This is a genomic window from Blastococcus sp. SYSU DS1021 (genome assembly GCF_054050995.1).
This window is the reverse complement of record NZ_JBJHAL010000033.1, coordinates 42,914-50,745: the sequence shown is the minus strand read 5'-3', so window position 1 is coordinate 50,745 and position 7,832 is coordinate 42,914. Positions and strand designations below refer to the sequence as shown.

The 7,832-nt window shown below is 77.1% G+C and carries 7 protein-coding genes; 4 read left to right on the top strand and 3 right to left on the bottom strand.

Annotated features, from left to right (window positions below):
• The 3 genes from ACI8AP_RS19425 to ACI8AP_RS19415 form a co-directional block, all read left to right on the top strand.
• Nucleotides 1-537: tripartite tricarboxylate transporter TctB family protein (locus tag ACI8AP_RS19425; RefSeq protein WP_456591010.1), on the top strand; the 537-nt coding region annotated here is incomplete at its 5' end.
• Complete coding sequence (locus ACI8AP_RS19420; protein ID WP_456591009.1) at nucleotides 530-2,071, top strand: tripartite tricarboxylate transporter permease; 1,542 nt, start codon at nucleotides 530-532, stop codon at nucleotides 2,069-2,071. The genes ACI8AP_RS19425 and ACI8AP_RS19420, both read left to right, overlap by 8 nt.
• Nucleotides 2,068-2,478 carry a universal stress protein gene (locus ACI8AP_RS19415; protein WP_456591008.1) on the top strand — a complete coding sequence of 137 codons (411 nt, stop codon included), beginning with the start codon at nucleotides 2,068-2,070 and terminating at the stop codon, nucleotides 2,476-2,478. The genes ACI8AP_RS19420 and ACI8AP_RS19415 overlap by 4 nt, the downstream gene beginning before the upstream one ends.
• Here the strand turns inward: ACI8AP_RS19415 and ACI8AP_RS19410 are convergent.
• Nucleotides 2,447-2,725 carry a hypothetical protein gene (locus ACI8AP_RS19410; protein WP_456591007.1) on the bottom strand — a complete coding sequence of 93 codons (279 nt, stop codon included), beginning with the start codon at nucleotides 2,723-2,725 and terminating at the stop codon, nucleotides 2,447-2,449. The genes ACI8AP_RS19415 and ACI8AP_RS19410 overlap by 32 nt on opposite strands.
• 17 nt (nucleotides 2,726-2,742) lie before the next feature.
• Here ACI8AP_RS19410 and ACI8AP_RS19405 point away from each other — a divergent pair, with 17 nt between their 5' ends.
• The gene (locus tag ACI8AP_RS19405) at nucleotides 2,743-3,372 is read left to right on the top strand and encodes a hypothetical protein (RefSeq protein ID WP_456591006.1); all 630 of its coding nucleotides are present in this window, start codon (nucleotides 2,743-2,745) and stop codon (nucleotides 3,370-3,372) included.
• A gap of 6 nt (nucleotides 3,373-3,378) precedes the next feature.
• Here ACI8AP_RS19405 and cydC read toward each other — a convergent pair whose 3' ends face one another.
• Nucleotides 3,379-6,762 (bottom strand): thiol reductant ABC exporter subunit CydC, encoded by a 3,384-nt coding sequence (cydC, locus tag ACI8AP_RS19400; protein ID WP_456591005.1) that lies wholly within the window; start codon nucleotides 6,760-6,762, stop codon nucleotides 3,379-3,381.
• Entirely contained in the window at nucleotides 6,759-7,802 is a 1,044-nt protein-coding gene (cydB, locus tag ACI8AP_RS19395; protein ID WP_456591004.1) for a cytochrome d ubiquinol oxidase subunit II, read from the bottom strand. Before cydB ends, cydC begins: the two co-directional genes overlap by 4 nt.
• Nucleotides 7,803-7,832: the final 30 nt, after the last annotated feature.

The following is a 7,832-nucleotide window of genomic DNA, read 5'->3' as shown; positions in this document are numbered from 1 at the left end:
GGCGCCGCTTCCTCCGGGGAAGCGGCGCCGGAGCGGGGCGGTCGCTCCCGGACCTGGTCCTGGGGCGAGGCCGCCATCACCGCGGGGTTGTTCGCCGTGGGGGTGTTCACCCTCGTGGAGACGACGTCGATCACCGTGCCCGGCTCGGCCAACGTGCTGGGGCCGCGGGCCTTCCCGTACGCGGTCGGCGTGCTGCTGATCGGTGCGTCCCTGGCGCTCGCGGTCAGCCTGGCGCGCGGGCAGCACGGGCACGCCGAGGAGGGCGAGGACGTCGACGCCGGCGCCCCTACCGACTGGGTCACCGTGGCCAAGCTGGTCGCCTCGTTCGCGGCGCTGGTGCTGCTGATCGAGCCGCTCGGCTGGCCCATCGCCGCCACCCTGCTGTTCGCCGGCACGGCGTGGGCCCTCGGCGCCCGCGTCGTGCGCGCCGCCGTCGTCGGCGCCGTGCTCAACGTCGCCATCCACGTGCTGTTCGTGCAGGTCCTCGGGCTGTTCCTGCCCGCAGGTCCGCTGGAGGGGGTGCCCTTCTTTGGGTGACATCGGCCTGCTGATGGACGGCTTCGCGGCCGTCCTGCAGCCGCTCTACCTCCTGTACGCGCTGCTCGGCGTCACCGTGGGCACGGCCGTCGGCGTGCTGCCGGGCATCGGCCCGGCCATGACCGTGGCCCTGCTCCTGCCGCTGACCTACAGCCTGGAGCCCGCCGCCGCCCTGATCCTGTTCGCCGGCATCTACTACGGCGGCATGTACGGCGGGTCGACGACGTCGATCCTGCTCAACACCCCCGGCGAGGCGGCGTCCATCGTCACCGCGCTGGAGGGCAACGCGATGGCCCGGGCGGGGCGGGGGGCATCGGCGCTGGCGACGGCGGCGATCGGCTCGTTCGTCGCGGGCACCATCGCCACGATCGCGCTGACCTTCCTGGCGCCCGTGGTGGCCGACCTCGCCGTCCAGCTCGGCCCGCAGGACTTCGTGGCGCTCACGGTGCTGGCCTTCCTCACCGTGGCCGCGATGTTCGGCGCCTCGCCGGCGCGCGGGATCGCCGCCCTGGCGGTCGGGCTGCTCCTGGCTATGGTCGGCACCGACTCGCTCACCGGGCAGCAGCGCTTCACCTTCGGGCTGCCGGCGCTGGCCGACGGCATCGACGTCGTCGTGGTCGCGGTCGGCATCTTCGCCGTCGGCGAGGCGCTCTACGTCGCCTCCCGGATGCGGAAGGGGCCCCTGCCCCTGGTGCCCATCGGCGGCAGCTGGATGAACCGCGAGGACTTCCGGCGCTCGTGGAAGCCGTGGCTGCGCGGCGCCGCGGTCGGCTTCCCGATCGGCACCATCCCGGCCGGCGGCGCGGACGTCGCGACGTTCCTCTCCTACTCCATGGAGCGGAAGCTCTCGAAGCGCAAAGAGGAGTTCGGCCACGGCGCGATCGAGGGCGTGGCCGGCCCGGAGTCGGCGAACAACGCGGCGGCCGCCGGCGTGCTGGTGCCGCTGCTGACCCTCGGCCTGCCGACCTCCGCGACGGCCGCGATCATCATCGTGGCCTTCCAGAGCTACGGCATCCAGCCCGGCCCGCTGCTCTTCGAGCAGGAGGCGCCGCTGGTGTGGACGCTGATCGCCAGCCTCTACATCGGCAACCTGCTGCTGCTGGTGCTGAACCTGCCGCTGGTGGGGGTCTGGGTGAAGCTGCTGCAGATCCCGCGCCCGTACCTGTACGCCGGCATCCTCACGTTCGCCGCGCTCGGCAGCTACGCGGTGGGCGCCTCGACCGCCGACATGATCCTGCTGTTCGCGGTGGGCGTCCTCGGCTGGGGCATGCGTCAGTTCGGCTTCCCCGTCGCGCCGGCCGTCGTCGGTCTCATCCTGGGGCCGATCGCCGAGGAGCAGCTGCGGCGGACCCTGGCGATCAGCCAGGGCGACCCGAGCGCGCTGGTCACCAGCCCGTTCGCCGCGATCGTCTACACCCTGCTCCTCGTCTTCCTGGCCGCCGGCGTGTACGTCAAGCGCCGGCAGGCACGGGTCGAGGCGGAGCTCGGCCAGGCCCGGTCCGAACCCGTGACGTCAGAAGGGACCCGCTCGTGACCATCGTGGTCGGATACGTGCCCAAGCCGGAGGGGCGTGCAGCGCTGCGCGCCGCGGTCGAGGAGGCGGACCTGCGCAACCAGCCGCTGCACGTGCTCAACACGTCGCGGGGGGATGCCTACGTCGACCCGTCCTACGCGACCGCCGAGGACCTGGCCGAGGTGCGGCGGGTGCTGGAGGAGTCCGGCGTCCCCTTCGAGCTGGAGCAGCGCGTGGGAGGACGCGACGGCGCCGAGGAGGTGGTCGCGGCGGCGCACCGGCTCGGCGCCTCGCTGATCGTCATCGGGCTCCGCCGTCGGTCGCCGACCGGGAAGCTGATCTTCGGCAGCGACGCCCAGCGGATCCTGCTGGACGCCGAGTGCCAGGTGCTGGCCGTCAAGGCGGGGGAGGCCGACGGCCGCGGGTGACCGCGGGCGCCTCTCGACGGCGGCGCAGCGCCCGGGCCAGCCGGTGCTTGCGGCCCGCCGTGAGCTCGGCGGCGGTCGCCGGTGCCGGCTCCTCCGGCTCCGGGGCCGCAGCCGCCCGCTCGTGCAGGCGGGCCCGCACGTCGTCGGGGGTGTAGGCGCGGCGCTGCCGCTCGTTCCGGGCGAGCACGACACCGCCGGCGGTGACCCCGGCCAGGCCGGCCAGGCCGAGCAGCTTCCAGAGGCGCACGTCCGTACGGTAGCGCCGTGCCGACGCTGACCCTGGACGAGGCGGTCGACCTCACCCGCACCGGCGACGTGTGGATCTTCCGCGGCGCGTCCGTCGCCGACCGGGCCATCCAGACGCTGACCAACGCCCCGGTGAACCACGTCGGGATGGCGGTGGTGCTGGAGGACCTGCCCCCGCTGCTGTGGCACGCCGAGCTCGGACGGTCGCTGCCCGACGTCTGGACGGGCAAGCACCAGCGCGGGGTCCAGCTGCACGACCTGCGCGACGCCGTCGTCACCTGGCGGGTGAAGTACGGCCAGCGGGCGTGGCTGCGGCAGCTGGTCGGGCCCTCCGACGACGGCGGGGTGACCCCGGCCATGGAGGACGCCGTCCTGCGCACGATCGCCCGCATGGACGGCCGGCCCTTCCCGACGACCCGGCGGCTGGCCGGGGGCTGGATCAACGGCCGGCTCCGCCGGGGCACCAGCACCGAGACGGTCTACTGCGCCGAGCTCGTCGCGGCGACGTACACGGCGATGGGGCTGCTCCCCGCCGACCGACCGGCCAACGCCTACGACCCCGGGAGCTTCTGGTCCGGCGACGACCTCCAGCTGCTGCGGGGGGCCCGCCTCGGGCCGGAGATCCCGGTGGAGGTCCCCAACGGCTGACCGGCCTCAGGCGGGCGTGCGGGTCGCCGTCTCGCCGAGCCGGACGACGGTGTCGCCGGCGCTCTCCAGCTCGTCGTGCGTCACGCAGACGACCACCCGCCCGGCCAGTGCCGCCCGCAGGTCGCGCACCAGCGCCGCGGCGGTCGGGGCGTCGAGGTGCGCGGTCGGCTCGTCGAGCAGCACGACGTCCCGGTCCGCCAGCAGCGCCCGTGCGGCGGCCAGCCGTCTGCGCTCGCCGCCGGACAGCGCCGTGCCTCCGGCCCCGACCGGGGTGTCCAGGCCGTCGGGGAGCGTGGCGAGCAGCCCGCTCAGCCCGGTGGCGGTCAGGGCGGCCAGCATGCGTGCCTCCCCGGCCGGGCCGGCGAGCTCCCCGCGTGGGGCGGCCAGCGCGAGGTTGGCCCGGATGGTGGAGGCGAACACGTGTGCCTCCTGCGGCAGCCAGGCCATGCGGTTGCGCAGGGCCTCGCCGGTCAGCCGCTCGGTGGGCACGCCGTCGACCAGGTAGTCCCCGGCGCGGGGGCGCAGCGCCGCCATGAGCACGGCCAGGAACGTCGACTTGCCGCTGCCCGACGGCCCGCGCACGACCAGCCAGCCCGCGCCGGCCTCGGCCTCGGCGTCGACGCCGTGCAGCACGTCGGCCCGGCCGGGCCAGCCGGCGACGAGGCCCTCGGTGCGCAGGGACGAGATGCCGGCCGGCGCGGGCACCGGGTCGGCGGGGTCGGCGGCGACCGGGGCGGTGAGGACGGCGTCGAGGCGGGCCCACGCGTCGGCGAGCGCGCCGCGCCGCTGCAGGGCGGCGACCAGACCGGACAGCGGCTCGGCGAGGGCCAGGGGAGCCAGCGCGAGCGCCGCCAGCGCGGGGCCGGAGAGGCCGCCCGCCCAGGCCGCGGCGGTGCCGAGCACCGCGGCGAGGCCCGTGCCCAGCACCACCAGGCCGTTGCCGAGCGCGGCGGCCCGGTCGCGGGTGCCGGCGCGGGCTGCCTGCCGGGCGGCCGACGCCCCGAGCTCCGCCGCGGCCCGGGCGGCCAGCCCGTGCGCCCGCAGGTCGGGCAGCCCCTCGAGCACCGTGCTCGTCTCGCGCAGCGCCGCGACCCGCAGGGCGCTCTCCGCGCGGGCGGCGCCGGCGTCGAGGCCGCGGTGGGCGAGCAGGACGGCGCCCACCGTGGCGGCCAGCACGGCGGCGACCACGACCGCGGCGGCCGGGTGGATCAGCGCGAGCACCGCGACGGTGACCGCGGGCACGACCGCGGCGACCAGCAGCGGCGGGCGGACCCGGACGGTGAGGTCCTGGACCACGCCGACGTCAGCCACCACGCGGGCCAGGGCCGATCCCGGCGTGCGGTCGGCGGCCAGGCCCTGCGCGGCGAGCGCCCGCCAGACCCGCACCCGCAGGTCGGTGGCCTGCCGCAGCGCGGCGTCGTGCGCGGTCATGCGTTCCAGCCAGCGCAGCAGGGCCCGGGCGAGACCGAAGAAGCGGACGCCGGCGGTGAGCACCAGCAGCGTGAGCACCGGCGGCATCTCCGCCGCCCGCACGATCAGCCAGCCCGAGGTCGCGGTGAGCGCGACCCCCGCGCCGGAGGAGAGGGCGCCGGCGAGCACCGCGCGCCGCAGGGCGCCCGCGGTCGGTGCGGTCGAGGCGGTCGGGGCAGCCGGCGACGGCCCGGGCAGCGCGGTGCTCACGGTGCCCGACCGCGCGCCGGGCGCCGGGGTGGCAGCGGCGCCGGCAGGCCGGACGACGGCTGGTGCGGTGGGGGAGGGCACGGGCAGGTCGACGGCGCGGTCGGCGAGCGAGGCGAGCACCGGGTCGTGGGTGACCAGCACGATCGTCACCGTGCCGCGCAGCGACGCGAGCACGGCCGCGACCAGCCCGCGGGCGTCGTCGTCCAGGTGGGCCGTCGGCTCGTCGAGCAGCAGCAGCCGGGCGCCGCGGCGGACCCGTACGAGGGCCCGGGCCAGCGCCACCCGCTGCAGCTCGCCGGGGGAGAGCGACTCCGGCGCCCGCCCGGCCAGCCCGTCGGCCTCGACGCGGCGCAGCGCCTCGATGACGTACGCCTCGCCGACGATCTCGTCGACCCCCGGCTCGGCGCCCGCGTGCCGGCGCAGCTCGTCGGCGACGGTGGCCCCGGTGGTGCGCGGGAACTGCGGCACGACCGCGACGGGGCTCCCACCCGTCACCGCGCCCGTGACGCGGGCGGCCGGGTCGGTCAGGCCGGCGAGCGCGGCCAGCAGCGTGGACTTGCCCGATCCGCTCGCGCCGCGGAGAACGATCAGCTCACCGGGGCGGACGGCGAGGTCGGTGGGCGGCAGGGCGGGGACGGCCCGGCCGGGGTAGGCGACGGTCAGGCCCGCGACCAGCACGTCGGCGCCCCGCGGGTCGTCGTCCCCGGGGGCCGGAGCGACGGGAGCACCGGCGGGCGCGGCCAGCACCGCGCGCGCCTCGGCGGCGGCCAGGGCGGCGTCCTCCGCGGCGTGGTGGGCCGCGCCGAGCGCCCGCAGCGGGGCGAAGGCCTCGGGGGCGAGCAGCAGCGCGGTCAGCCCCAGCACGAGGGCCAGGTGCCCCTCGACCAGCCGGACGCCCACGGTCACCGCCACGAGCGCGACCGACAGGGTGGCGATCAGCTCGAGCACGAGCGCCGAGAGGAAGGCGATCCGCAGCGTGGCCAGCGTCCGGGTGCGGTGGGCCTCACCCAGCGCGGCGAGCGCCGCCGTCTGCTCGGCGGCCCGGCCCAGCCCGACCAGCACGGGCAGGCCGCGCACCAGCTCGGCGACGTGCGCGGCGATGCGGTCCAGGGCCCGCGCGGAGTCGGCGGTCGCCGCCTGCGTGTGCCTGCCGACCAGCACCATGAACAGCGGCACCAGCGGGAGGGTGACCGCCACCAGCACCGCCGAGAGCAGGTCGGTCCACGCCAGGACCAGCAGCAGCGCCGGCGGGACGACGACGGTCTGCGCCAGCGCCGGCAGGTAGGTGGCCAGCGCCGGCCCGAGGTCGTGCAGCCGGGTGGTGGCGAGCACGGCCGCCGGTGCGGGGCCGCCGCCGGCGGCCAGGGCAGCCGGGGACGATGCGAGCCGGTCGAGCAGCTCGCGGCGCAGCAGGTCCTCGGCCCGGCGTGCGTCCCGGGCGGCCAGCACCTCGCCGAGGCTGCCGGCGAGCGCCCGCACCGCGGCACCTGCGGCGGCGAGCGCCAGGGGCACGACGGGGGAGCCGTCGGCGAGCCCCGCGCCCCGGGCGACGGCGTGCGCGAGGCCGGCGGCCAGCAGGACCAGGCCACCGGTCTGGACGAGGGCGGCGAGCGCGGCCCGGACCAGCGCCGCGCGCAGATCGGGAACGCCGGCCAGCGCCCTGAGGGGTCCCCGGGCGCGCGCCGGCGCCCCGGCCGCAGGACCGCTCACGCCGGGACCTCACCCGGGGCCGGGGCCCGGCCCGCGCCGGGCGCGTCCTCGTGCTGGGGCTCGGCGGTCAGCCGCCGGCGGAAGACCCAGTAGGTCCAGGCCTGGTAGCAGAGCACGACCGGGAGGCCGACCGCCGCGGCCCAGGTCATCACGGTGAGCGTGTAGTCGCTGACCGACGCCTCGGCGATGGTCAGGTCGAAGGCGACGTCGAGGGTCGAGGGCAGGACCACCGGGTACGCGGCCCCGAAGATCGTCGCCGCGGCGGCGACGAGGAACACCGCCCACGCGGTGAACGCCGCGCCCTCGCGGTCGAGCTTCATCCGCGTCCAGGCCAGGACGACGGCCGCGCCGGCGACCGCCCACAGCGCGGCGGTGATGGTCGTGCCGTACCGCAGGTGCACCAGGCCGGCCCACGCCAGCAGGGGGAGCGCGGCGACCGGGGCCCAGCGGAGCGCGAACGCCCGCGCCCGCAGCCGGACGTCGCCGTCGACCTTGAGCGCCAGGAACAGCGCGCCGTGCACCAGGGAGAAGGCCAGCACCGCGACCGCGCCCAGCAGCGCCGGCCAGCCGAGGCCGGAGAAGACGCCGCCCACCCGGTTGCCGTCGCCGTCGATCGGCATCCCCAGCGTGGTGGCGCCCAGGGCGGCGCCGATGCCGAGGGAGGCGATCAGCGAGCCGGCGGTGATCACGTGCGTCCAGCTGGTGTCCCAGCGCGCGTCGTGCGACTGGTGCCGCCACTCGAAGGCCACCGCCCGCACGATCAGCCCCAGCAGCACGAGCACGAAGGGCAGGTAGAGCGCCGGCAGCCAGGTGGCGTACCAGCCGGGGAAGGCGGCGAACACCGCGCCGACCGCGGTGATGAGCCACACCTCGTTCCCGTCCCACAGCGGGCCGATGCTGCGCAGCATCAGGTGCCGGTCGGCGGGCTTGCGGCCCAGCACGGGCAGGAGGGCGGCGACGCCGAAGTCGAAGCCCTCCAGGAGCAGGAAGCCGATCCAGAGCACGGCGACGGCGGCGAACCACAGGGTCTGCAGGTCCATGACAGTGTCCTCGGGTCTACGAGCGGGTGC